The 24,251-nt window shown below is 56.1% G+C and carries 19 protein-coding genes and 1 tRNA gene; 9 read left to right on the forward strand and 11 right to left on the reverse strand.

The annotated features are described in order from the left end of the window. Nucleotides 1–108 precede the first annotated feature (108 nt). The gene (locus IMX18_RS21035) at nt 109–1,647 is read left to right on the forward strand and encodes an MFS transporter (protein WP_217190753.1); all 1,539 of its coding nucleotides are present in this window, start codon (nt 109–111) and stop codon (nt 1,645–1,647) included. A gap of 968 nt (nt 1,648–2,615) precedes the next feature. Here IMX18_RS21035 and IMX18_RS21040 read toward each other — a convergent pair. Then, nucleotides 2,616–2,843, reverse strand: coding sequence for a hypothetical protein (locus tag IMX18_RS21040; protein WP_063911161.1), 228 nt, complete (start codon nt 2,841–2,843; stop codon nt 2,616–2,618). A 502-nt stretch (nt 2,844–3,345) separates the two neighbouring features. Between IMX18_RS21040 and IMX18_RS21045 the strand changes: the two genes are divergently transcribed. Continuing rightward, nucleotides 3,346–3,615, forward strand: a complete 270-nt coding sequence (locus IMX18_RS21045) for a hypothetical protein (RefSeq protein WP_137108960.1) — start codon at nt 3,346–3,348, stop codon at nt 3,613–3,615. 680 nt (nt 3,616–4,295) lie between these two features. Here the strand turns inward: IMX18_RS21045 and rdrB are convergent. The 4 genes from rdrB to IMX18_RS21065 all read right to left on the reverse strand — a co-directional run bounded on the left by rdrB (nt 4,296) and on the right by IMX18_RS21065 (nt 11,407). Then, the gene (gene rdrB / locus IMX18_RS21050; RefSeq protein WP_217190752.1) at nt 4,296–7,121 is read right to left on the reverse strand and encodes an antiviral RADAR system adenosine deaminase RdrB; all 2,826 of its coding nucleotides are present in this window, start codon (nt 7,119–7,121) and stop codon (nt 4,296–4,298) included. Beyond that, on the reverse strand, nt 7,121–9,799 hold the full coding sequence (gene rdrA / locus IMX18_RS21055; protein ID WP_217190750.1) for an antiviral RADAR system adenosine triphosphatase RdrA: 2,679 nt from the start codon (nt 9,797–9,799) through the stop codon (nt 7,121–7,123). Before rdrA ends, rdrB begins: the two co-directional genes overlap by 1 nt. A gap of 343 nt (nt 9,800–10,142) precedes the next feature. Further along, nucleotides 10,143–10,430, reverse strand: coding sequence for a hypothetical protein (locus IMX18_RS21060; protein ID WP_217190749.1), 288 nt, complete (start codon nt 10,428–10,430; stop codon nt 10,143–10,145). Beyond that, complete coding sequence (locus IMX18_RS21065; protein ID WP_217190747.1) at nt 10,427–11,407, reverse strand: integrase domain-containing protein; 981 nt, start codon at nt 11,405–11,407, stop codon at nt 10,427–10,429. The genes IMX18_RS21060 and IMX18_RS21065 overlap by 4 nt, the downstream gene beginning before the upstream one ends. A gap of 1,398 nt (nt 11,408–12,805) precedes the next feature. Between IMX18_RS21065 and IMX18_RS21070 the strand changes: the two genes are divergently transcribed. After that, a complete protein-coding gene (locus IMX18_RS21070; protein ID WP_176513884.1) occupies nt 12,806–13,405 on the forward strand; it encodes a DUF4433 domain-containing protein in 600 nt (199 codons plus the stop codon). A gap of 5 nt (nt 13,406–13,410) precedes the next feature. Further along, on the forward strand, nt 13,411–14,559 hold the full coding sequence (gene darG / locus IMX18_RS21075) for a type II toxin-antitoxin system antitoxin DNA ADP-ribosyl glycohydrolase DarG (RefSeq protein WP_217190745.1): 1,149 nt from the start codon (nt 13,411–13,413) through the stop codon (nt 14,557–14,559). Nucleotides 14,560–14,656: 97 nt separating this feature from the next. Here darG and IMX18_RS21080 read toward each other — a convergent pair whose 3' ends face one another. From IMX18_RS21080 to IMX18_RS21105, 5 genes are all read right to left on the reverse strand, one after another. Next, nucleotides 14,657–15,787, reverse strand: coding sequence for a beta family protein (locus IMX18_RS21080; RefSeq protein WP_217190743.1), 1,131 nt, complete (start codon nt 15,785–15,787; stop codon nt 14,657–14,659). Nucleotides 15,788–15,797: 10 nt separating this feature from the next. Continuing rightward, the gene (locus IMX18_RS21085; RefSeq protein ID WP_225903911.1) at nt 15,798–17,009 is read right to left on the reverse strand and encodes an ImmA/IrrE family metallo-endopeptidase; all 1,212 of its coding nucleotides are present in this window, start codon (nt 17,007–17,009) and stop codon (nt 15,798–15,800) included. A 611-nt stretch (nt 17,010–17,620) separates the two neighbouring features. Continuing rightward, complete coding sequence (locus IMX18_RS21095) at nt 17,621–18,943, reverse strand: tyrosine-type recombinase/integrase (protein WP_217190742.1); 1,323 nt, start codon at nt 18,941–18,943, stop codon at nt 17,621–17,623. Nucleotides 18,944–19,104: 161 nt separating this feature from the next. Then, nucleotides 19,105–19,180: transfer RNA gene (locus tag IMX18_RS21100), tRNA-Thr, on the reverse strand. 71 nt (nt 19,181–19,251) lie between these two features. Then, nucleotides 19,252–19,662: a pilin gene (locus IMX18_RS21105; protein WP_047934243.1), complete on the reverse strand. Its 411-nt coding sequence runs from the start codon at nt 19,660–19,662 to the stop codon at nt 19,252–19,254. Between the two features lie 215 nt (nt 19,663–19,877). On the opposite strand from IMX18_RS21105, the gene IMX18_RS21110 reads away from it, so the two are divergent. From IMX18_RS21110 to yacG, 4 genes are read left to right on the forward strand one after another with little or no spacing between them, the layout of a single operon-like run. Next, nucleotides 19,878–21,086, forward strand: a complete 1,209-nt coding sequence (locus IMX18_RS21110) for a type II secretion system F family protein (RefSeq protein ID WP_015268864.1) — start codon at nt 19,878–19,880, stop codon at nt 21,084–21,086. Nucleotides 21,087–21,088: 2 nt separating this feature from the next. Then, nucleotides 21,089–21,955 (forward strand): prepilin peptidase, encoded by an 867-nt coding sequence (locus tag IMX18_RS21115; RefSeq protein ID WP_102084225.1) that lies wholly within the window; start codon nt 21,089–21,091, stop codon nt 21,953–21,955. After that, on the forward strand, nt 21,955–22,578 hold the full coding sequence (coaE, locus tag IMX18_RS21120; protein WP_100413056.1) for a dephospho-CoA kinase: 624 nt from the start codon (nt 21,955–21,957) through the stop codon (nt 22,576–22,578). The genes IMX18_RS21115 and coaE overlap by 1 nt, the downstream gene beginning before the upstream one ends. Next, complete coding sequence (yacG, locus tag IMX18_RS21125; RefSeq protein ID WP_003260624.1) at nt 22,575–22,775, forward strand: DNA gyrase inhibitor YacG; 201 nt, start codon at nt 22,575–22,577, stop codon at nt 22,773–22,775. The genes coaE and yacG overlap by 4 nt, the downstream gene beginning before the upstream one ends. 237 nt (nt 22,776–23,012) lie before the next feature. Here the strand turns inward: yacG and IMX18_RS21130 are convergent, their stop codons facing one another. Then, nucleotides 23,013–23,720: an energy-coupling factor ABC transporter permease gene (locus tag IMX18_RS21130; protein ID WP_085720852.1), complete on the reverse strand. Its 708-nt coding sequence runs from the start codon at nt 23,718–23,720 to the stop codon at nt 23,013–23,015. Between the two features lie 86 nt (nt 23,721–23,806). On the opposite strand from IMX18_RS21130, the gene IMX18_RS21135 reads away from it, so the two are divergent. Beyond that, complete coding sequence (locus tag IMX18_RS21135; protein ID WP_015268860.1) at nt 23,807–24,238, forward strand: hypothetical protein; 432 nt, start codon at nt 23,807–23,809, stop codon at nt 24,236–24,238. Nucleotides 24,239–24,251: the final 13 nt, after the last annotated feature.

Here is a 24,251-nt window from a genome sequence, read left to right on the forward strand (position 1 = left end):
GCATTACTTCCTTTTTATCCATTATGAGTGGAGTTCCAGCCTGTTTATCCAGCATTGCGGCCACTATAGATTTAACGCACACGGTGCTACAACAGGAGGGATAGCGCAATGGATCAGGCTACTGATCACACCCCGCACGCGGGCCGTTACTATGTTCTGGCAGCCATCTGCCTGGCCGCCCTGGTGCTGCCGCTGAGTTTCACCGGTGGCGCCGTGGCCACGCCGGCCATCGGCAAGGCCTTCGATGCCGAGCCGTCCTCGCTTACCTGGATCACCAACGCCTTCATGCTCAGTTTCGGCAGCCTGCTGATGGCAGCCGGAACCCTGTCGGACATTTACGGACGAAAGCGCCTGTTCACGCTGGGCCTGGCCATGTTCGTCATCGTCAGCATCCTGCTGGCGAGCGTCTACAGCATCGTCTGGCTTGATGCCTTGCGGGCAGTGCAGGGCGTTGCTGCCGCCGCTGCCCTGGCCAGCGGTTCCGCCGCCTTGGCCCAAGAGTTCGAGGACCAGGCCCGCACGCGCGCGTTCAGCCTGCTTGGCACCACGTTCGGGCTGGGCCTGGCGTTCGGGCCGATGGTCAGCGGCCTGCTGATCGAACAGTTCGGCTGGCGCTCGATCTTCGTCAGCACCGCGGTCCTTGCTGCGATCTCGCTGCTGGCGGCGTTGTCACGGATGCGCGAAAGTTTCAACCCCGAAGCGCCCAAGCTGGACCTGCCCGGTGTGCTTGCCTTCTCGAGCATGCTCGCACTGTTTACCACTGCGATCATCCTGGGGCCGCAGGCCGGCTGGCGCTCCCCGCTGATCCTGGGCCTGTTCGGCGGCGCGGCACTGAGCTTGCTGGCGTTCGTGACCATCGAGCTGCGCGCCAGGCAGCCGATGCTCGAGCTGAGCCTGCTGAAATACCCGCGCTTTGTCGGGGTGCAGATTCTGCCGATCGGCACCTGTTATTGCTACATCGTGCTGATCGTACTGCTTCCGTTTCGCTTGATCGGCGTAGAAGGCATCGCCCCGATGCACAGCGGCCTGATCATGCTGGCACTGTCGGCGCCGATGCTGGTGGTCCCGCTGCTGGCCGCCTGGTTGACCCGCTGGGTAAGTGCTGGCGTGCTGTCGGCTGCAGGCTTCCTGGTGGCTGCCGCGGGGTTGTACCTGTTGGCCCATGCCGCTATTGGCGATTACCAGCAACTGGTGCTGGCAATGCTGGTGATTGGTATCGGCACCGGTTTCCCTTGGGGCCTGATGGACGGGCTGGCGGTTAGCGTGATCCCCAAAGAGCAAGCAGGCATGGCCGCCGGCATCTTCAACACCACCCGGGTAGCGGGCGAAGGTGTCGCCCTGGCGATCACCATCGCCCTGCTCACCGCGTTGGTAGGTAACAGTCTCGGGCGCGTACTGCCTGCCGGCGATTACAGCGAACTGGCGCAGCGCCTGGTGATGGGCGACCTGGGCCAGGTTCAGGGCGTTGACCCCATGCTGCTGCAGGCCGCGTATCTGGACGGCTTCGGCACCTTGGTGCTGGTGCTGATCGGCTTCACCGTGTTGTCGGCTGGTGCGGCGTTCTTCTTGCTTGGGCAAGACGAGCAGGCAAGGCATGCCAAAGCGCCTCACAGCAGCCTGCCAGCCTCCGATTCGGTGCGGGGCTGACGACGGCATGGCGATTACACGCAACAACGGGATCTTGCCTAACGCTCAGGGGCCTGGCCGCTTCGCTCCATGACCTTCCCACACTGTTCGCTGGCCAAACGGCTGATGATCCGGATCGCCTGATGGATACCGGCCGTGTTACGAAAACTCAGGCGCGGGTTGTGTTCGCACTCCAGCATTTCGTCGTGCTGGAGGGACTAGCGCGGTCCCTGTAGGAGCTGGCTTGCCTGCGATGGGCTGCGCAGCAGCCCCATAACCCTACCCGACAGGAATACACCACCAGGAGGCCTTTAGCAGAGGGCCAGCCGCAAGGGTGATATCTGGCCCGCCATTCATCGATGATCCAGCCTAACGCTCAGGGTCCTGGCCGCTTCGTTCCATGACCTTTCCACACTGCTCACTGGCCAAACGGCTGATGATCCGGATCGCCTGATGGATACCGGCCGTGTTACGAAAACTCAGGCGCGGGTTGTGTTCGCACTCCAGCATTTCGTCGTGCTGGAGGGACTAGCGCGGTCCCTGTAGGAGCTGGCTTGCCTGCGATGGGCTGCGCAGCAGCCCCATAACCCTACCCGACAGGAATACACCACCAGAAGGCCATTAGCAGAAGGCCAGCCGCAAGCGTGATATCCGGCCCGCCGCTCATCAATGACCCTGCCTAACTAACAGGGTCCTGCCCGTTTCGCTCCATCACCTTCCCACACTGCTCACTGGCCAAACGGCTGATGATCCGGATCGCCTGATGGATACCGGCCGTGTTGCGAAAACTCAGGCGCGGGTTGTGTTCGCACTCCAGCATTTCGTCGTGCTGGAGGGACTAGCGCGGTCCCTGTAGGAGCTGGCTTGCCTGCGAAGGGCTGCGCAGCAGCCCCATAACCGTACCCGACAGGAATAAACCACCAGGCGGCCTTGAGCAGAGGGCCAGCCGCAATGGTGATATCTGGCCCGCCGCTCATCAATGATACTGCCTAACCAACAGGGTCCTGGCCGTTTCGCTCCATCACCTTCCCACACTGCTCACTGGCCAAACGGCTGATGATCCGGATCGCCTGATGGATACCGGCCGTGTTACGAAAGCTCAGGCGGGGGTTGTGTTCGCATTCCAGCATTTCGTCGTGCTGCACCAGGGCTTCGCCTAGCAGTTCGAGGGTCCAAGCGTAGCTTTGGATGGTGGATAGGCGTTCTTGGTCAGTCATGACGTGCCTCCCTTGTTGCAGAGACAGAGCGAGATTGACTGGAGGTGAGATCGTCGAAGGCCGCCGAGGTACGACGGTGGAGAACGGATACGAGGATCTTTAGCGGATTTTCGGTGGTCATGCATGAGTTCCTTTCGTGATGGAACTGCCACCGCTCGCGGCCAAGCAAGTTAAGGTGGCAGCAGTACGCGGGTTGGCCGACCGGGACGAAAGGAGCCCGGCACACCCGAAGGTGTCCCGCGCACCACCGCCATAACGCGACATCGCGGGCACAAAAAAAGCGCCTGCGATGAAGACTGGGCGCTGATGCGCCTTTCGATTCCGACCGGCCAAGGTCGCATCACCGATGCTTCGGTGACGGGAGGACTTTATTCCCGAGTGGCTGTTTTCGCAAGTTTCCAAGAGTAGGAAAGGACTATGCGTTTCGTAGGAAGATGGCCATCAGGGGCCTTTAGGGAAACTCCGAACAAGTTGCTCACCAGCCGGAAATGGACGGTTAGGGATGCCGAAAAGCCCGATTTCCAGCCGCAGGGTATTGCAGTGTGTCTGCCGGCTATGTGATGACCAAGCTGGGCCAGCAGCTGGAGATCGTGATGGAAAGCTTGGCCATCTGAAAATATCTCTACCGGTGCAGGCACTATCTAAAAAATTTTCTCCAAACGCCCCGAAAACACTGGGCGAAAGCCAAATGCCAGCCACCCATTATCTTGAAACCAGTGCAATCGGAAGTGAAAAGCCGCAGACCATTCACTCAGGCGAAGCGGTGGGCTGAAGGTAGCCTGAGCGGCCAAACACAGAATGAGGCAGAAAAAAATGCCCGCACAAGGCGGGCATTTTTGGAGGGGCCAAAACCAGGAAAACCTGCATCGTGCCAACAAGATCTGGTGCGGAGACAGGAGTCGCACTAATAGAAAACACCTTGAATTTAATGACTATTATTGTTGAGCATCAAAAATTTTATCTCTAAAACTATCCCCAAGCGATCATCAGATCTAAACAGCATGGGCATTTTGTAAAGGGTACGTCATACCCGACGAGGGGCGGTGCGCTTGGTTCGCCAAATGCAGCAAGCCCTGCGAAAGGGGCGCTAATCAATGTGATCGAAAGCGGCCTAAAAAGCTCTACCACAGTGGCATCAGAGCCATCCTAGCCGCGTTGCTATCGTTCCATAGCTGCCGGTGGCGAAAGGCAGCAATCGGCCAGAAACAATGAATCTTGACCAACGGCTGTAAGTCCGATGCTGAATGTTTCGAACCGCATGCAGTTCCCGGCGTAAACCATCGACGGCCCTACTGTCGCTTCAACCACCGAGTAACTGGCTAAATTCGAGGACTGAGGATAGATGGACCTTGGACTGCCGCCGATAGAGATTCGCTCAGATTCGCAGGGGCCAGCCAATCGAGTTGGCAACTACCTCCGAAGGTGCTATCTCTCAGCATGAGCCCATATGAGTCAATGCGCATCCTCAAAGTGCATCATCCCACGCTGACGTATTTCCTCTACCCACATGTCGGCGACCTGCTTGGAATGACCGCGACTTATCGCGGCCTCGTGTATCAGGTGATACTCCATTCGCAGGGTAGTTGGGATCATTCCGGGGTCGTCTGTGTTGACCGTGACCGGGATAGGCTGCTTGCGGAGATTAAATTGGTTGAATCTGGCTCCATACTCTAAGTCCCTACGATTCGGGGGGTTCCAACGATAAATTGGGTGATCACTATGGGTTTGCAATTGACCGATATAAACGTTGGAGCTGGGATTGGTTTCAATCGAAAGTCCAAGTTTTCTGTAGCGCTCGATGCAGGCGTCCTGCAGAGCCAGCATAAAGCGAAGGTCGTCGGCATCGTCGTGGTCGTGGAGATATGTGACACCATCCGTATCGAATGACTCCAGCCGCCGCTGACCACGTGTGACGCAGTGGTGCGGCATCACGGTCAAACGTACATGGCGCACTGGCTTCTGTGCCTCAGTAGGCGGCCGGCTCTCGAGATGACGAGCCCGTAAGAGATAGAGACCCTCAGCCGCAGTTATCGAAGGGTGCTTGACATGCTCACGTAGCCTTACGATGTCTGGAACGCCCGCATCCAGCTTCGAATCAGTGATTCCTGTATGGATCTGGTGCACAGCCATGTGTGCGCAGTTCTTTCGCAGCGCCCACGCACCGTACAAGTTCTTCAGATCCAACCAAGTCGGGGCGGGAGTTTCTTTCTTCCAAGGAAACCACGAGACATATGGCAACATGCGCGCAATCCGCGATTCAAGCCTCGGGCGGACGCGTCGTGCCTCTTTGAGGAAGCGCAACTCAACTGCTTTGCGCCAAGCCCACACCAGGTTGTCGACATGCTCGTCCACCGACAATAGCGTCTCGCCATGCCTTTCCAGCCATTCGTCGGGCGGGATTCCCAAGGAAAGCGCGTGCCCTAGGCGATCGCCCGCACGCATATCGCAGAATTGAACAGCCTCGTCGACATTGCGAAGGCCGGATAGAGGATGCGCATAGTCCTCCCCAGCGTGGATGCTGAGGTGAAGCTTCAGAATAGGCTCCTGTGATCGACTCGACTCGCTCAGCGGGTCACGCGTGCCTGTAGTTTTCCTCAGCCAACGCAGCATTGGCGCAAACATTTCGATCGACCAACGGGTCTCATCTCCAACAACGTCAAGCCCCCGGATCAACTCCGCCGGAAGAACGAAATGGCTGGTTCCGCTGCCCTGTGAATCCCAGCACGGCTGTCCGAGATCCCAACGGTCCACCGAGCGCAGCAAGTCGCGCAGCCCCCTTGCTTGCTTCCAGAGCTCGGGTCGTGAAGAATCTTTTACACGGTTGAAGTGAACGCAGAAGTGCCAATGACTACGAGAAAAGGCAAATCCCGTGGAGGCAGAGGGAGGACCACTCTTATTAGCAAGTGTCAGAATGTGAGCATGCACGGCACGCGCAAAGGCCAACGCAGCGTCGCGTGCCTTCAAGCTGCCAGAGCAAATCTTGATCTCGGCTTTATCGCCTGTCTTGGCGAAGAGACGCCGTGCAGCCTCCCCCATTGATGTTTCCTGCCATTTCTCGTGAAAAGCAGCCTCGGTCCGCAATGGAGAGTGGAAAAAATCCGTGGTGAACCGCCTCAGTCCGTGGCCGTTCATCAACATCTGCCTCCGGAGAACCATCATGTCTGCAACCATCAAAAGGATGAGTGCCCGCATCACGGGCTTATTTTTTTTGATGCGATAGGTGCGCAGCAGCAGAATGAAGAGCCAGCACCATGCTCGCTGAAACTCATGCTTCCGTGCGGCACCAGCCAGACGTTGAAGCAGCCACTTACTAGTAACCGGCTGTTTGCCTTCGTCAGCGGTAGCACTGCCACAGGGCCCGACTTCGGCTGCTCCCTCTCCCTTTATAACGATCCCGCGCTCCATGAAGTCCCAGTCAATCGTCGGATTGGACGCGACCAGCTCAGCGTCGTCCCAGCATGCCTTGAGCAAATCGATTATTCGCTCATCAGCAACGAAAGAATCCACGGCATCGTCGTGTCCCCAGATTCCGACAAGCACCATGAGACTACGACGAATCCGGCGAATGCGTCGGAATTGGTTCGCGTCCTGCTGTGAGTGAATAGTGTCGGTAGATGGACATTTGTGTCCAAGAATAATCTGCGCCAGAACGACATCGTCCCCGGCTATGCCATTGAGGTGCACATGAGTTTCGGCGAATGGAAGAGAATGAAAGCGCGATCCAACGAACAGTGTCGTGAGTTCGGCCACAGATTTCTCTAATGTCGATTGCTTGCCCTGTCCTTTTGAAGCAGTACGCTTCACCAAGTGCCAAGCGACGAGGAGTGTTGGATCCAGCTCCGATAACACTTCGGCATAGCGTTGCACATGCACATCCCTAAAATGCAAACCACGGCCCGAATCGACCAGAATAGCGTGGTTCAGGTCATCGAGCGCTGGTATCTCCGCATTCTCGAGAAAGGGTTGGTCGCAAAGACGGCTGGCCGCCATTTGGGATTCGTTCAAGCGATGCGCGCAGCCGGTGCGCTGATCAATCTCGGCTTGGATCGCTAGATGGAGTTCATTACGCAGGGCGCCCAACCTGAGTGCAGGAAAAGACGGAGCGGCTTTTTTCTGCGACTCAGGCCGTTCCTCTTCCTTACCGTAGCTTTTGCAGGGGCTGTCGAGGGCAGCGACTGCTTTCGACAGCTGAGCAAGATGCTCATAGAGCTTGTTGGCTGCTAACTCGCCACCGAGCAATGCACCAAGTGCGCGTTCTGGCGTGGAGCGAATAAGCATTAGGCCGGCCCTGAACTCGAATTCTCATTTTCCAATTCGTCGATGGCTTGACGCAAGGTTCCCAGTTGAGACAACTCTGGAAATTTTCGTGAAACATGCGACATCACAGACTCTCCAAAACGCGCTGAAGAAACTCCCCTTGGTGCATTCCGTCGAAGTGCCTTTTTGACTGCCTGAATGGTCAGGCGAGTAACGTTTGTCGAAAGCCCAAGGGACCGCAACAGGAATTTACGGCCATCAGTCTCTTCTGGTTCTGGCACCGTTTCTTCGTCCCGCGCTTTTGCAAATTCGAAGAGCGCCTGTAAGTGCGAGCGCAGTGGATGCGTCCCCAGGGCCCAAGTAGTAGATATCACCTGCTCTCCAAACACTGTTGCATGTTCCACTTTTCGCTCGACTAGTGGTTTGATGTTTTGGATATACAGATTATTTTGGCTGAAGTCGCCTGTACGCTTCAACAAATTCACATTGGAGATCTCGGTACTGAGATCGAATAATGGCCCTTTCTCGAAACTGGCAAGTGCGGCCCAGAAGGAATTGAATGCGGAGAGTCCGGATGCAGCAACATCGCTAAGCGATTCGCCCTTAGGCTGCTCGCTCAATCCCAGTGGGCGAATGAACAGTGGAGCCTGATTAAACGCCTTATTCAAAGCACAGTACACCAGCCATGGAGAACGAGGCAGGCGGTTCGCGTGAACACTTCGCCTCCACTCATTGATAGCAGTTACTAGCTCTTCGATCACTAGCCCCCGGTTTTGCTGCAGATCAAGGTCTTCCACGCCATACCGGATCCCCGAAGCAGAATCACCATCCGCATCGAATTCCGACAACTCGATATCATCAATCGAGAACCTTACGGCCTTGGTCGCTGCAACGCGAACAGCACTGTGGAATGGCGCATTAGCCAAAATGCGATTGATGTCGCTGCTCGATATATCACGAACAAGACTCGTTACAACAAGTTCAAGTACCCGACCGCTACAAATCAATGTAGCCCGCTTACTTGAACTGTAAAAATTGTGATGCGCGATCAGCTCAATGAGAACTCGCGCCCTTTCGGAGAATAGAAGATCTTCGGCCGGCTCGTGACTCACATCCCAATTGGTGGGTACCACGGCGCGACCAACTTCGGGAGTGGCGAACGGAAGGATGGCTTGGTCTTTCAAAGTGCTGACCCAGGATTCTGGAAGCCGTCCACTCAAGTCCATGCCCCATGCGAGCTTTGCTCGCGTCTCGATGTATCTGAGCTCAGGACGAGTGATCTGTCGCAAAGGTAGAAACAGTGGCGTGTCGAGCACCGATCTTTCCGCAGCCTCGTGCCAATGCCGGAGCGCCAGTAACACAAGACAAACCGCACCGGCGGAAGGCTCAAACATGAAGTGGTTCAGTAGCGCCGACTGCCAGTGTTCCAACGATACTTGGTTCAGCTCCGTCGCAGGAGGTGAAAGCTCAGGTGCATTGGTATGACGACGAGCAGGTATAAGACCACGGCGTCGATAGGAAATACGCCGCATCAGGTCCGTTTCCGGCAGCGGAGACGTTTCGTTGAAATAGGCCTTTTCTAGCGCCTGGATATCAGTGCGTACCCGCGACAGCAGCTGAGACAGGGCCCGTACTGTTGGAATGGGTATGCGCAGTAGGCTGTTTTCGTGATCATTGACAGGGCCCGACAACAGTGCCCTCAACCAATCGGCTAATTCAGGTAATGTAAGGCGTGGCGTCCCTTCGGAGCGGCTGTCAGCACCAAGAAACACGTTGTAGTCGTCCAAAAACTCTCCCACCTGGGGCATCCGTAATCGACGATGCAACGGTAAAATCTTACGCAGATACTCATGCGCCAGATCCTCGGCTATTGGCTTCGCTTGGTCATGATAATGGACAACGTCTATCGTCAGCCGCCGAAACGCGTCACGCCATGTGACCTCGCGATAGAGACTCAGATCCCCGCAGACGATAGGTAATATCACCGGACTGGCCAGATAACGCCGCACTACCTCCAGATTCTCGAACGCACGATGCAGTGTCGTGTCGACGTCATCGATTGGCAGCACTAGCAATTTTTTGCCCAGCAACTGCGCTGCCTTAATGAAGAAGTCGTGGACGGCGCCCGCCAACTCCTGCGTGCCCATGAATGCCCGAAGTCGGTCAAGACCGACTCCGTCACTCTGGGTTTCCTTGCCCGCCAGCGCGATCCCCAGTGTCTGAAGGCTCTCGTGTAACGCTTGCCAGAGATCGGGTTTAGCTCCCCGTTGCTCCTTTACTTGCTTATCGCCAAGTACAGCCGCTACTACAACATTTAGGAATAGATCGTCTCCATCCTCGAGCTGTGACGGATCGATGGGCTTTAGGATATGCACTGCATCGGCCAAACCGGCATAGCGCTCCCTCACACCGTCAGCCTCCAAATACTTGGGCAGGTTGACGATAACGGTCGTCTTACCAGTACCCCGATCGCCATCTAGGAAGATTGTCGTATGACCGCGATCCCGCTCGAAGCACTCACTGTCGTCGCCACTGGTTGTCCAGTCAGCTGTGGGACACGACTCGCTCAGCATTTCCGCAAGCTTCTCGTATACCTTACGGGGCAGTAACTGGCTCACAGTCAAATTGCCCGCCCGCTCCCCTTGGTCGAGAGGAAAATAGATGGGCCTCTTCTGGTCCTGGCCCTGCTCTGACGACATGGTTTTTTCCTTTGATCTTGGTTCTCGATGTTGTCCACGTATCTGCAACGGCTCCGGGAGCGATTAGCAGGACTCGATGCAATTTCGCGGGGCAAATTTTACTACGTCAGAACCTACCCGATACCGACTTTGCAATACACGGCGCAAACTTAATATTTTTTAAAGCCAAAGAGGCCACATCCCAAGCCAAAAATGCCAGCTCAAAGCTCTTGAACAAGCAAGCTCGACCAACGAAAGACGTTTCAAAAAAGATGCTTTTTTAGCGAGCGACTATCGGCTTGGAGCCGATGGGGGCTCTCCACGAAAGGATGCCTAGGAGGGCTGTCGGTTGTGACTAACAATGTCAGATTTTCGCTTGGTGCTTGAAGACCCATGGCTTTTCTAAACGACGAGCTAGCAGCCGTGCCGTCAGCAGATAGTAGTACCGAGTCGCCGCACATCGCCTAGCTAGTCGGTGCTCAAGAAACCAAGTCACATGTTTTCTCTGCCAAGCCCAAGGTGTTTCCAGCTGCCAGCGCTCAGATATCTCTGCTTGGATGAGCTTAGCTTGCCGTAAATGGCGCTGCCGCGTTGCGTACGATCCCGTCAGCACCGCAGCCAAGAACAGTTCCATATCGAATGGCTTGCTCATATGCGTCCTCCAATGTAGGCCGCGACCACATCGATCCGACCGTGCCCCAACTCATAGCTGATTTGCCTTCGGGCCTCACGATCTAGGTTCCTATCTGCCTGGCAACATTGGCCGCCGTTGATAGGCGCGGGGTGTTGGGTGATTTGCTCATAGCGTTCACATGCGTACGCCGCTCGTAGCTCATGGAAGCCTTTGAGCTTGTGTGCATGCAGGATGTCCCGTGCAGGGCGGATGATTTCTTGCAGAACATCCAGGTAGCTTTCGTTGGGCGCAATCAGGTTGTGGCTACCCGCAGGCGACACTTGCCGTCCAAACCCAAGTGCACCTTGAACATGGTCGTCCACCGTAATCCATCGTGGCGCCGAGGCGCCAGCGCGGCCGCCTTTGGTGCCATCCTGAATATTAATCTTGCCTAGGTTGTTAGCCTCACGGCTTAGCCGTGGCAGGTCAGCCAAGATGGCCTCACGCAAGCGCATACCGGTGGCTCGTGCCAACAGAGCGATGGCGGCGGCCCGTAACTGATCCTGGCGACAAAGCGCATCGACGATCTGCTTAACCTGTTCGCGATCTTGGCCCTGCGGCACCGACTGGCGAACCCCGTTGCGCTGCATACCCAACGCCTTACTCGGGCTTGGCAACTTCACGTACTGATCACCGCGAAGCGCTGCCATGGTCCTGTTAACGCTGGATAGGCGGTTTTGTGCGGTGCTGACGGCGAGGTCACCGCGGCTAACTACGTCGCGCAGATACGCTGCATAGTCGGCCAACACTTTCCGATCAATCTGCCGCGCATCATTGATACCCGGCCCCTGATCGGAGCGGCACCACTTCACGAATGCCTGCCACCGATCACAGTGCGCTTTGACCGTGCCGTAGTGGCCTCCGCCGAACATGTCTTTCAGCGCCTGCGGTCCTGCGTAGCTCAGTTGCCTGCCGTAACCGAAATTACGACCATCGCGTCTATCCACCAATGCCATGTCAGTCACCTCATCAGCCGATCTCCGATCCTCGCCCCACGTCATCCCGCCAAGAATGTTGAGTGTTATCAGGGATCAAGGCCCCTGCGACCTGTGGGGAATGTCCACTACGCGGGACTGGCGGCTCCTTACGACCGGGAGCAAGGGCATCTCATGATCTGGCCTCCTGAACACCGTTACCGGTGGGCGGGTGGAAGCAGCAATGGCTGACGAGACCAGCGCCTGAAGATCCTGAGCCATGTGCAAGCAGCAATGCGATGACCGGGGCATGCCTGACTGTCAGTCAGGTGCAGTCCATTCCCTGGTCTGCGGCACCATCATCTACAAGGCTGTTGCTGGTGACATCGGCGTTTGTCACGCCGATTGTCACGAGGAGGATTGCCGCAAAGCCATGTGGGATCAGGGCTGCAGCAGTGTTAGAAGCGCCCGTCTCTTTCCAGAGAAAGAGACGGGCACAGGTTGGCGCAAGATTCGGCCAAGCGGATAGGTTGCTGCAGGGCAGCGAGATACGGTGTTTCTGGCGCACGAGGGCCACATGTGTAAGAGCATCCATCACCGGGGAGGTGACCGGGCGAGCTGCCGGATGCGAATCGCCTTTGGGGAGAACCACCGCGAGAGCGGCGTGACCTTGAAGGCTCGGGTCACCTGGGATGCTGTCAACGACAGCCTTTGCACTGTCTTTTCTACGCCCGCAATCCGAGAGGGTCAAGCGACTCGCCGGCTGGATTTAGCGGTTGAAAATGGCATTGGGCGTGTACGGAATCCCGTGACTTCCAGTGGCCGATTGGGTGCTTTTGATTTTTTAGGTGAGGTCCATCCAAACAGGGCGGCTGTGCAGCCCTGTTTGGATGGACCCGCATGGAAAGCGGATCATCGAAACCTCAAAGCCGTGCGTTGGATCGTGCGTTCACTGCCAGCGTCCGGGCACCCCGTCTTGCGGGGATGACCCGGATGCCTATCTCAAGTATGTGCCGACGCAACGGGCCTGCCGGTGCCGGCACGCATATCCGTGGACTCGGTCGAAGCCAAATGGTGTCGATGCGGACCAACGTAGCAGCTCTCAAAAAATGCTGGTACGAGCAGCAGCATTGTCGGCGGGCCAACTCACGTTGATGGGCGTGCATGGATGCTGGATTTCAATGCAAATGCTGGGAGGTTGAGCTTGTGATCCGGGCGAGAGCATCTGGCTATGTGGGTGACCAAGCAGATGGCGCATAGCGATTGGGCTATGATTACGAAGGTTTTTGGTAGGTGGATACCTTCCGATGTAGATGCCGCAGGATCCAAGGCTGTCTCCCAGTTCGAAGAACAAGCAAACGGCAAAAAACCTCCGAGCGGTTAAAGGCGAAATGCCATGCTTGAGGTATAGTGCGCACCTGACGTATGGATGGGATGCCTATGAGCCACCGTGTAGTAGAATTGCACTGCATCATGCCAATCGAGAATCTTCCATCAGTGTTCCAGCACGGAATTCTCTGCCACGACCGAGCTGCAGCGCTTCCGCATTCATCGGTAGCTGCCCAAGCAATTCAGGATCGTAGGGTAGGTAAGACAGTCCCAAACGGAATGCGTCTGCATCAGTATGCGAATCTTTATTTTTGCGCCCGTAATCCAATGCTATACCTCAGGAAAAATGCTCATCCAGACCTTTGTGTTGTCAGGGTCAGCCGTGGAGTGCTAGAGCTCCCCAATGTAGTAGTGAGCGACCAGAATGCTGCCTCGGACTACGTAAGGTTTCATTCCTATCCTGACGGTATGGCAAGAATCAATTTCGACTACGTGTTCGCGGACTCCTGGAAAGATCAGGAACAGATTGTCGAATGGCAAAAAAAGGCTGCGAAATGTGCTGAAACCCTTGTTCCTGGGGCAGTGGCCCCTGGCTACATCACAGGGTTCTACACTTGTGACGACCCAACGAAGCAAAAAGTTGAGACTGTACTCGCTGGGTTGAACTGGCGAATCCCAGTAACATCCAACCCTCATCTTTTCTTCAGGTGAACAGCGTGATCAGAGTTCTTATAGGCGACATGTTCCAAAGCAACGCGCAGACGTTGGTCAATACCGTGAACTGCGTCGGCGTGATGGGCAAGGGCGTAGCATTAGAATTCAAAAAACGCTGGCCGGGCCTAATGCAAGACTACGTGGAAAGATGCTCACAAAAGCTTGTCAAGCCCGGCATACCTTATATTTACACGGACATCCTCGGAACTTCAATTATAAATTTTCCAACCAAAGACCACTGGCGCTCCCCCTCCAAACTGGTGGACATACAAAACGGGCTAGTGATTTTTGTTGAAAACTATAAAACATGGAATATCACATCCGTAGCCTTTCCTCCTTTGGGTTGTGGAAATGGCGGACTGGAGTGGGAACTGATAGGGCCAATCATGTATAAGATGCTTTCGAAGATTGACATTCCGGTGGAAATGTACGCACCATTCGGTACTCCAGCGAGCCAACTCACTACCGACTTTCTTAGCCCGTCACAGCAAAAGCTTTTCGAAGTATCTTCGCACAAAGGCTCGAAAAACCAGAAGATAAATCCAAACTGGATTGTGCTATTAGAAGTTTTACACCAACTTGAGTCTCAACCATACGCACCTAAAGTTGGACGTACCATTTTTCAAAAAATTTGTCATGCCATCACAGCTTTGGGCGTTGACACCAATCTAGACTTCAAAAAAGCAAGCTACGGTCCTTTCTCTGAAGAAGTACAAAGGCTTTTGAGCACCTTAGCGAACGCGAATCTCATAAGTGAAGTTCAATTAGGACGAATGAATTCACTAAGAACTGGACCAGAATATAAATCCGCGCGCGATAAATTTAAAGATGTACTACAACGCAACGATAGTAAAATATCAAAAACCGTTGATCTTTTTAGTAGAATTAAAAACACAGAACAAGCTGAAGAAGTGGCGACCGTTTTTTATGCGGTAAGCAAGCTCAAAGAAGACCAGAAAGTTACAATTGTGCCTGAGCGAGAGGTTTTTGATTTCGTCCTGTCGTGGAAGAAGGCTTGGAATACCGAATCCAAACGAGAAGCTATCGCCTCTGCGATCCGTAGTCTTGCGATCCTTGGATGGATTCGAGTCAGCTCCAGTGACTGCCTACCAGTAGCGGAGATCAGCTGTGACGAGTTTAGTTTCTGCTAAATGACAGCATTTCACCGCAAGCCCTCCCATTTTTAACTGGTTCGGGCTCAAAGAGTGAGGGGGTGCACAATCAAGATTTTGTTGCCCCCTACCTCAGTTACACACGAGCTGCAATGGCTGCGATCTGGGTAGTGAACTCGTGTATTTCACCAATAACCGACTGCAAGTGATGACTAGTGTCATAAGCGATCCAATCAGTTGGGCTACCTACTATCTTACCTAAACTACATTGCTTGATCATTGCATCACCCCAGCTGAAGTTTGGCTGCCTGTAGTGAAGTGAGCTCACAATTGTTTTCGCAAGGGTTTGACTTTGAGCAAAGCCGCCCTCGCCTTTCACAGAGTGACCGCGAACTACAAAGAATGCATTATTTACTGTATATCTAATCTTAGCATTCATATTTGGCGCAATATTATCTGAAGACCGAGGACTCCTGACTCCATAATCACCAAAATAGAGAGAGGCTCGCGGATTAGCGGATAGAAAACCTTTCCATACAATCATTTCCTTTCGCTGAACCAAGCCACTTGAGTCGCGATCTTTTACTGCTTTATCAATAGTGTCTGGTATCGAACTTGCGTTTATGACGATTTTCTCAAAACCTAGGCCTTTCATGTGCCCGTAAGCAGACTCTATGACTTCCATCAGTTCCTGCATTGGCAACCTGGTCACATCACCGATATCAATGATCACTGGAGTGCTGGACTCATTCAGCCCCGCACTCAGTATCATATCTTCAATTATCTCGTTGAGGTGATCAGGGTCTCCAAGGTCCTCAATAGCCAAGTTGTCTAGCCTGATACAGAAAAATGCGTCATTCGGCAAATCCATAGCCTTGATGGTTTCTCGGTACTCTACTGCATCCCATCTGTCATATCCGATCACAGGGCAAACAACAACCCCTAGGTCGTTCAGCCTATTGCAAACATAACTCAATACTTGTTCACCACCTTCGGTAGTGAACTCGGTAGGCCATTGCGAGACATCGAGCATTACGCGCTTACCCCTAAATACCTCAGCGATCTCATGCGCACGCTTATCTAGATAGTACTCATAAGGGGTAACGCTTTTCTTACATGCGACTTCAAGATCTCTACCTTCAAGCTTGGTGATCTCAAATATAGGCGTACAACGCTCAAACGAAGACTTGTCCAACTTTTTCAAGTAAGACAGCGCCTCCATCTCACCAGATTTAGCTCGAACGATGGGGAAATACTGATTATTCATATTTCATACCTCATAGATTTTCGAGTTGAGCCCTAACCATTCCCTGGCCTATTAGATCGGTAAACTGGTTATAATTACCCGCTTCTTTTCTAAGGCGACCAGCTATAATCGCTGGGTGTATCTTAAGCTCTTTAGCTAAGTTAATAATCGTCTCTCTGCTTGGTTTCAAATATGCATCGGTACGCTTCCACATCGCCCGGGGTATGAATGCATCTCGTGCTATTCTATTAGCCTCTGACTCTCTTTTGTCGGTGCTGCCGTGCTCCAAATCATCTAGGATAGCTTCACTGGCGTCATCGATATGTTTCCAAACGTGCACCATTTCATGCACCAGAGTAAACCAGAAATTGTCGACCCTGTCATACCTCAAGGTCAGCGCAATAATAGGGGTACCGTCTACCTCTTTAAGAGCAGCACCATCAAGCATTGTACCTTTTAGCTGAGGCTCAATAATTACTGCTATACCATGTTTTTTAAGCAACTCCACTGCCATTCGAGGCCCTTCCTCAAAACGACTGAGCTGAACGACCTCTTTGATTAAGGCTTCACCGACTTTTGTCTTATCGTACTCCGGAAGCTCACTTTTCATCTCCCGCGTTCTTTGTATAACTCTAGCCAGCCATGCATAAAGCGCATAAGTTGTCGTTGGAGTAGGTGAGTCACCTGAAAGCGTACGCCGGAAAGAAGCTCCACTTTCTTGCAGCCCCATTTCCGCTATAAATCCCTGAACGATGTCCTCAACAGCTTTCTTTGTTTTACTAGTGATGGTGTCAATCCAGCCCCTAGCAACCATTTCCTTAACAGGGAATTTCGACCAGTCTACATTAGACTTATTTTGGCTACTCCCAACTTCATCAAGCCCAACCAAGGTGTCAGCTGAAATACCAAGCCCTACTGCCAGAGCTCTAATCATAGGCACTGTGAGAGGTCGTTTCCTCGCTAATACTTCTGACACTCTACTTCTGGTTCCAAAATATGGAACCAAATCGGCTTGCTTCAATCCCTTTTCGGTCATACGAAAAAGAATAGCGTCAATTGGATCAGGAGCCTCTACTGGATATTTTTGCTTCTCATAGTCCTCTATGAGCATCGAAAGCAGTTCGAGCCTATCACTTTCCTCCGAACCAAGTCTCGGAGAAGAAATTATCAGAGAATGCACCTCATTAAAGTATTCGAGGTATTGTTCCTCTGTTTTGATAATTTTAGGGCTCAAGATTTTCATAATTTTTTCACTATTGCAGTGATTATTGCAATTCCTTGGGCAAAAGCGATCTTCAACTCTAAGAATGTGTTGGACTCACAGATAGAGAAGAGAAAGGTATCTTCGGAAGTTGAAAGGGCATTAGGGTACTGTTCGAGTAGCTCGGCTGGAACCTTCCACTTTGCGTGACCGATCTCACTCACCCATACACAAATCCATTTGCGGATATGCTCGCTTTCCCCCTGAAGAGGAGGCAGTTTCTCTCTACCAAGCAATCTCATGATCGTCGCTTTGTTCCCAATTTGGGAACAAGCTACCTCAACCCCTACCACACGTCAAGGGAGTGTTCCCAAATCGCGAACAACAGCCGGCCTCCACACGCACCTCACTACGCTCACGAGATTTAAAAGACGAGCTGACTTACACGCTGATTTTCTATCTTCCCCAGGAGATACTGGCGATAAACCTGCCTCTTTACGCTAGCGCGTCAAGGCAGATAAATCTGCAAGGAATTGGCGGAACACGCTCAACCGGCGTAACTTAAGCAATTGATTCATAAGGTTTTTGTTGTGAAATCACCAATCAAATACATGCACGGGCGTGTTTTCTTACCTGCTATCCGATAAATAAGGTCACTCGACTGCGCCACGCCTCGCTCTGAGGCGAGAAACGTTTGCCCCGGTCTGATTCGCGAACTCATGCGGCGAGATATGCTCCTGCCGGTTCGCTTCGAGGTAACGGCTCCACCAACTCATGATCATTCGCCGCTCCTCCAGGAACTCGGCCTTGTGGATATACGCCGCCCGAACATTGTTGCGCTCCCTGTGGCTCATCTGCCGCTCGATAGCCGTCTCTGACCAAAGCCCGGATTCGACCAAGGCACTGCACGCCATGGACCGGAAGCCATGCCCGCAGATTTCAGTCTTGGTGTCGTAGCCCATGTTCCGCAGAGCGCTGTTGACCGTGTTCTCAGACATAGGCTTCCACGAGCGAGCGTCACTGGTAAACACCAGATCGAAGTACCCCGTGATCGCGTGAATCTGTTCGAGTAACGCCACCGCTTGCGGTGACAGAGGGACCAGATGGATATCGCCCGCCATCTTCGTCCCTCTGGTCGAATACGGAACGCCGTCCAACGCGGGTCGCGTATCCGGTATCTCCCATATGCCGCGCTTCAGGTCGAACTCACTCCAACGTGCGAAGCGCAATTCGCTGGAGCGCACGAACACGTGTAGCGACAGCATGACTGTCAGCCGAGTGAGCGTGCGTCCCTTGTAGTTCTCGATGCGATCCATCAACTCTGGCAGACGTGAGAGCGGGAGTGCAGGCCGATGCGTAACCCGTGGCGCGCTGACGAAGCCCTCAAGGTCATATGCAGGGTTCACCGTGATCAACCTCAGCCGCTTCGCCTCACGCATGATGCTCTGAAGGTAGTTTTGTACCCTTAAGGCCACATCGATCGTGCCGCGCTTCTTGATCGCCTCAAGCGGCTGCATGAGGTCGAAGGTATCCAGATCGACGATGGCGCGTGCGCCTAGCAGCGGGAATACGTGAGTCTTCAAACGACTCAGCACGGTCCTGGAATGGCCAGGCGCCCACTTCACGGACATTTCCTTATGCCAGTCCAAGGCAACGCGTTCAAATGTATGGCCTCTGACAACCGCCTCGGCCTTGGCCTGCTGCTTGGACGCAATCGGGTCAATGCCTTCAGCCAGCATCCGCTTAGTCTCGAGACGCTTCTGCCGAGCATCTGCGAGACCGATAACGGGATAATTGCCAAACGAGGTCAGCCCCTCGCGCCCATCCGGTTTCACATACCGGAAGCGCCAGCCTTTGCGGCCATTGGGGTAAACGAGGAGGTAAAGACCGTCACCGTCAAAAAGCTTGTACGGGCGGTCGGTAGGCTTGGCCGAGCGGCAAGCGGTGTCGGTCAGGGGAGCAGTAGTACGAGCCATAAGGGTAAACCCCTTTATCGAATCGACTTTATCCCAAACGTTACCCCTAAATCGGCTGGCAGCTGTCGGAATCCGACGGAACGCCATAACGAAAAAACCCGCCAGAATGCGGGTTTTACGGGGGTTCCAGAGATTTTGGTAGCCTTCGCTGGAACCTGAACTGGTGCCGGAGACAGGAATCGAACCTGCGACCTTCGCGTTACGAGTGCGCTGCTCTACCGACTGAGCTACACCGGCGTGTAGCGCAACGTACCACTGCTCGCACCCGTTACGCAAACCCCTGTTTCCGCTAGCTTATTGCCCCACCCTCAAGGCGCCTTGCACCCCTTCGGCGCCAGGTCTTCCTCGATGTCGGTCGTACACGCCCACCCGCTAGCCGAACGCGTCAGGGTCAATGCCTTGCCCAGCGCATTGGCCGGCGCATCCACCAGCGTACAAACGATGCTCCCAGTGCCATCCGCCGCCTTGCCGCTAGCCGTGATCGCACAGTGCGCCGTCGCCGGCTGGCCACCCAACGCGGCCACATCCGGCACATCCTTCCCGTCGTTCAACCGCAGGTCCATCGCGGTCTTCAGCGCGCTGATCTCCAGCAACCCGGCCGCGGCCTTGGAGCGTGACTGGTGGTTGGTGTACATCGGTAAGGCGATGGTCGCCAGAATGCCGATGATCGCGACGACGATCATCAGTTCGATCAGGGTGATACCGCGTTGCCCTTTCATGAACGTTTTCCTTTTTGATACGCGTACTCGTTGAGGTCAGGCTCGACCCCTGCTGGCAGCGGCGCAGTAGGCCTGAACAGACACCTTTTGTCACCCCTGCCCGCTTGGGCGTCGTCTTCGCTGAACTACTCTAGTGAGCATCACGGACGCGCGCCCTTGCATGGACGCGGCAAGCTGTTTCCAGGCTTGTCGCACGGGCAGAAAAAGGACCTTGCATGACCCAATCCACACTCCTCTACACCTGGCACGGCACCGACGCCAACGGCGCGCCGGTCAGTGGGCAAACGTCCGGGCGCAGCCCGGCCTATGTGCGTGCCGGGCTTATCCGCCAGGGCATCAAGGTGGCCAGTTTGCGGCCTGCCGGTGGGCTGACGTTCAGTTTGCCGAAACGGCAGGCAAAGGCCGACCCGGCGGGGTTCAGCCGGCAGCTGGCGACCTTGCTCAAGGCCGGGGTGCCGCTGCTGCAGGCGTTCGAGGTGATGGGGCGCAGTGGCTGTGATGCGGCGCAGGCGGCATTGCTGGATAGATTGAAACAGGATGTGGCCTCGGGCCTGGGGCTGGCGGATGCGTTGCAGCGCCACCCGGGCTGGTTCGATGCGTTGTATTGCAACCTGGTGCGGGTGGGCGAGCAGTCCGGCACGCTCGACCGGCAGCTGGAACAGCTGGCAGGCATGCTGGAGCAGCGTCGGGTGCTGCACAAGAAGGTGCGCAAGGCGATGATCTACCCGTTGCTGTTGTTGCTGACGGGGTTGGGGGTGTCGGCGATCCTGTTGCTGGAGGTGATTCCGAAATTCGAGGGCATGTTCTCTGGCATGGGCGTGGCGTTGCCGGCATTTACCCAATGGGTGATCGACTTGTCCACAGGGCTGAGCCGCTTTGCGCCGCTGTTGCTGGTGATGGGCGTGGTGCTGGGTTTTGCCATGCGCCAGCTCTACCGGCAGCACGCGCCAGCACGCCTGTGGATATCTCGCCGGGTGCTGGGCTTGCCGGTGTTCGGCACGCTGCTGGGGCAGGCGGCGCTGGCGCGCTTTGCGCGCAGCTTGGCAACGTCCTACGCCGCCGGGGTGCCGTTACTGGATGCGCTGGGCACGGTGGCCAGGGTCAGTGGTGGCGACCTGCATGAACAGGCGGTGTTGCGGCTGCGCCAGGGCATGGCCAATGGGCAGGGGCTGCACCAGGCGATGGCCGCTGAGCCGCTGTTTCCGCCGCTGCTGGTTCAACTGACCGCCATCGGGGAATCCAGTGGCACGCTGGACCAGATGCTGGAAAAAGCCGCCAGCCATTACGAGGAACAGGTCAGCCAGGCGCTGGACCAGTTGACCAGCCTGCTGGAGCCGGCCATCGTGCTGGTCCTGGGCCTGCTGGTGGGCGGCCTGGTGGTGGCGATGTACCTGCCGATCTTCCAGTTGGGTAGCTTGATCTGAACATGACTTTATGGACTTTGCTGGCTGAGCAGCCGGCGTACTTTCTCACCCTGGCCACGGTGCTCGGCCTGCTGGTGGGCAGTTTTCTCAATGTGCTGGTGTACCGCCTGCCGATCATGCTGGAGCGGCAATGGCAGCGTGAGGCGCAGGAAATGCTGGAGTTGCCGACCACGCCGCACGAGCGTTTCGACCTGTGGCTACCCGCCTCGCGCTGCCCGCATTGCGCGCATCGGATTCGCGCATGGGAGAACATTCCGGTCATCAGCTACCTGGCCTTGCGCGGGCGTTGCTCAGCCTGCAAAACCCGCATCAGCCCGCGCTACCCATTGGTGGAGTTAGCCAGCGCGCTGCTGTCGCTGGTGGTGGCCTGGCGCTTTGGTGCTTCGCCCGAGGCCTTGCTGGCGCTGCCGCTGACCTGGTGCCTGCTGGCCCTGAGCCTGATCGATGCCGAGCACCAGTTGCTGCCGGATGCGCTGGTGTTGCCGATGCTGTGGCTGGGGCTGATCGTCAACGCCTTCGGCCTCTACGTCCCGCTGACCAGTGCGTTGTGGGGCGCGGTGGCCGGGTACCTCAGCCTGTGGACGGTGTACTGGGTGTTCAAGCTGGTTACCGGCAAGGAGGGCATGGGCTATGGCGACTTCAAGCTGATGGCGCTGATCGGGGCCTGGGGTGGCTGGCAGGTGTTGCCGTTGACCCTGCTGTTGTCGTCGGTGGTCGGGGCGCTGGCTGGGCTGTGCCTGTTGCGCTTGCGCCGCCATGCCATTGGCACGGCGATCCCGTTTGGCCCCTATCTGGCGATTGCGGGGTGGATTGCCGTGCTCTGGGGTGATGAAATATACGCCTCATACACAAACCTGCTTGGATTCTGATGACCACTGCGGCCTTTACCCCCTGGATTCTCGGCCTGACCGGCGGCATTGGTAGCGGCAAGAGCGCCGCTGCCGAGCGTTTCGTCGAGCTTGGCGTGCATCTGGTCGATGCCGACCAGGCGGCGCGCTGGGTGGTCGAGCCTGGCCGCCCGGCCCTGGCCAGCATCGTCGAGCGCTTTGGCGCCGGCGTGCTGCAGGCGGACGGCCAACTCGATCGTTCGGCACTGCGCCAGCTGATATTCGCCGACCCGGCGCAGCGCAAATGGCTGGAGCAATTGCTGCACCCGCTGATCGGGCAGGAGATTTTCAGCTACCTGGCCAAGGCGGAGTCGCCGTATGCGGTGTATGTGTCGCCGCTGCTGATCGAGTCGGGCCAGTACCAGAAGACCCAACGGGTGCTGGTGATCGATGCGCCGCAGGAGCTGCAGGTGGCGCGTACCCTGGCGCGTGACAACACCAGCGCCGAGCAGGTACAGGCCATTCTCAAGGCCCAGCTGGCCCGCGAGGAGCGCCTGCGCCATGCCGATGATGTGGTGGTCAATGACGGCGACCTCGCCGCGCTGCATCAGCAGATTGACCGCCTGCACCACTTTTACCTGACTTTACGAGGAGGCCAGCCATGAGCCAGCCATTGACCGTCGATTGCCCGACCTGTGGCGCACCTGTGGAATGGAACGAGAAAAGCCCGTTCCGGCCATTCTGTTCGGACCGTTGCAAGCTGATCGACCTGGGGGCCTGGGCGGCGGAGGAGCACAAGATTCCGGGGGCGGAAGAGTCCGAGGACGAGCTGTACTCGGGGGATTTGGAGCCGCGGCATTGATCCGATAGCCAAGTGGCTGTGCGGGCCTTTTCGCGGGCATGCCCGCTCCCACAGGCAACCCCACAAGCTTCAAGACTGACGCGGTACCTGTAGGAGCGGCCTTGTGTCGCGATGGGCCGCAAAGCGGCCCTCGATTTCAGCGTTAACCCAAAGTTCGCCGGGGCTGCTCCGCAGCCCTTTCGCGACACAAGGCCGCTCCTACAAGCAAGGACCGCACCGCTGCGGTGGCCTGGTTAGTTATCGCTCATCCTCCTTCCACGGCGCCTGCAGATACCGCGTGCGGTTGAAGGTTTCCAGCCACTCCGGGCAAAACACCACCAGCGCGCTGATCACCGTGCCGTTGATGAACGCTTCGGGGAACATCATCAGCCACAGGTAGCCGACAAAATCGCTGAGCCACTCCGGCATGGCGAAGCGCCCGTCCAGCCACAACAGCCCCAGCGCGGTCGACAGGCAGGCCAGCACGGTCAGTGCCGCCGGGAAGAACCCTGAACAGAAGATATACACAAACAGGTTCCGCGGCTGGGCGCGCTCGACCCCTATCGCGCACGCCTCGGCGATCAGCACCGGCAGGCCAACCAGCAACAAGCCATTCACCCCCAGCGCCGCCAGGTCCTGACGCCCCAGCACCAGCAAACCGAGCTGGGCCATGAACCCGCCAAGCACCGCCAGTGGCCAGTCCAGCAACAGCGTGACCGCCGTCATGCCTATGAAGTGGTACGACACACCGGTATCGAAATCGCGCCGCACCAACCACAAGGCAAACAGGCAGAACACCGTGCCAAACAGCAGATGCTGGCGGCGCCGGTCAGTGAACAGCTCAACCCAGCGCACCTGGCTGACCGCCCAGATCAGCAACGGCACATATCCCAGCCAGCCAAGCGTAAGGGTGGTGCCCGACAACACCTGCGCGCTGATCACCTGACGAATGCCCCTTGCAGCCATTTGGATAAAGCCGAGTCTACACCCATTCTCCGTTTCATTCGGTTGCGCTAGGCTGGCACCCTCACTCGATGCAGGAAGCATTGCTCATGCCGGAAGGAATCAACCTCGCCCTGCTGCTGGCAGCAGCACTCAACGCCATCATCGGCGTACTTCACCTGGTCATCATCGCCGTCGGGCCACGCTGGTACCGTTTGTTCGGGGCCGGCGAGCGCATGGCCGTGGCCGCCGAAAACGGCCGCTGGTACCCAGGGCTGATCACCGCAGCCATCGCCTGCGTGCTGCTGGCCTGGTCGGGGTATGCGCTGTCAGCTGCCGGGGCCATCGGGCGGTTGCCCTTGCTGCTGCCGGCCATCTGCCTGATCACCTTGGTGTACCTGGCGCGCGGCCTGCTGGGGCCGATATTGCTGGCGGGTACCGGGCGCTCGCGGCGTTTCATCGTGGTCAGTTCGCTGATCTGCCTGGGGTTTGGCCTGGTGCACCTGCTTGGTGTGGTACAGCAATGGCCAATACTGGGCTGATTTCTGCGCACAA

Origin of the sequence: Pseudomonas shirazica (assembly GCF_015168335.1) — a bacterium.
Lineage (GTDB): Bacteria > Pseudomonadota > Gammaproteobacteria > Pseudomonadales > Pseudomonadaceae > Aquipseudomonas > Aquipseudomonas asiatica.